This is a genomic window from Thiorhodococcus minor, assembly GCF_010820565.1.
GTDB lineage: Bacteria > Pseudomonadota > Gammaproteobacteria > Chromatiales > Chromatiaceae > Thiorhodococcus > Thiorhodococcus minor.
Window position 1 is genome coordinate 1 of sequence record NZ_JAAIJQ010000266.1, and the last position, 1,133, is coordinate 1,133.

Here is a 1,133-nt window from a genome sequence, read left to right on the forward strand (position 1 = left end):
TATACCCGTCTCATACGAGTTTTCGGTTGAGGTTCCTGGGGTAACATCCTGAGAACCATGATACGCTTCAGGGCATGCACGACTACCGTCTCAGCGATGAACAACTGACCGAGCTGCGCTCGGCGCACCGCGCGGTGCGCGAGATCCGCGAGGCGTACCGCATCAATGCGGTCATCCTGCTGGGTCAGGGGCGTGCAGTGAAGGACGTTGCCGATGCGCTGCTGATGGACCCCGAGACCGTGCGGACGTACTTCAAGCGTTATCAGAAGGGCGGTGTTGATGAGCTGCTGCGGATGAGCTATGTCGGCAGTGAGGCACTGCTTGATGCCGGGCAGTTGCGTGCGCTCGATGAGCACCTCCGTGACACGGTGTATCAGACGGCCGCGGAGGTGGCGCGTTACGTCAAGGACCGATGGCGCGTGTGCTATACCCCCAGCGGCATGACCGCCGTGCTGCACCGTCTGGGCTACGTCTACAAGAAGCCCAAGCTGCAGCCGGGCAAGCATCCGCCCGTCGAGACCCAGGAAGCCTTTGTCGCCAAGTACAACTCCCTCAAGGAAAACAAGGCCGAGGGTGACGTGATCCTGTTCATGGATGCCATGCATCCGCAGCACAACCCCGTCCTCGGCAGCGGCTGGATCAAGCGTGGCAAGACCCACCCGATCCAGAGCAACACCGGTCGGCAGCGGCTCAACATCAACGGCGCGATCAACATCGAGGCCTTGCAGCTGGAGTATCGCTTCGACGACACCATTGATGCTGCCTCGACGATAGCGCTGTTCGATCAGCTGCAAGCAGCTTATCCAACCGCACCCCGAATCATCGTCTTCTGCGACAACGCTCGCTACTACAAGTCCAAAGCTGTTGCCGAGTACTTGGAGCACTCGCGCATTCAGCTCGAGCCATTACCGCCGTATAGCCCGAATCTCAATCTGATCGAGCGTTTTTGGAAATTCTTCAAAAAGCAAGTCCTCTACAACCGATATTACGAACGGTTTGCCGAATTCCGTGATGCTAGCAGGGCGTTTTTGTCCGATCTGACTCCTCATGAGTCACGATTACGAACGCTGCTGGCTGAAAACTTTCAGATTATCGGAAATTAAAAAGCCGAAATCCTGTATTCGCTGGGTATA

Annotated in this window: 1 protein-coding gene; it reads left to right on the forward strand. The window is 57.0% G+C overall.

Annotated elements, in window-relative coordinates; genetic code table 11:
- The first annotated feature begins 74 nt into the window (after nucleotides 1-74).
- Entirely contained in the window at nucleotides 75-1,103 is a 1,029-nt protein-coding gene (locus tag G3446_RS26850; protein ID WP_164456704.1) for an IS630 family transposase, read from the forward strand.
- Nucleotides 1,104-1,133 lie beyond the last annotated feature (30 nt).

Coding starts and splice junctions, on each gene's coding strand:
- G3446_RS26850 (WP_164456704.1), top strand. CDS start 75: ATGCACGACTACCGTCTCAGCGATGAACAACTGACCGAGCTGCGCTCG.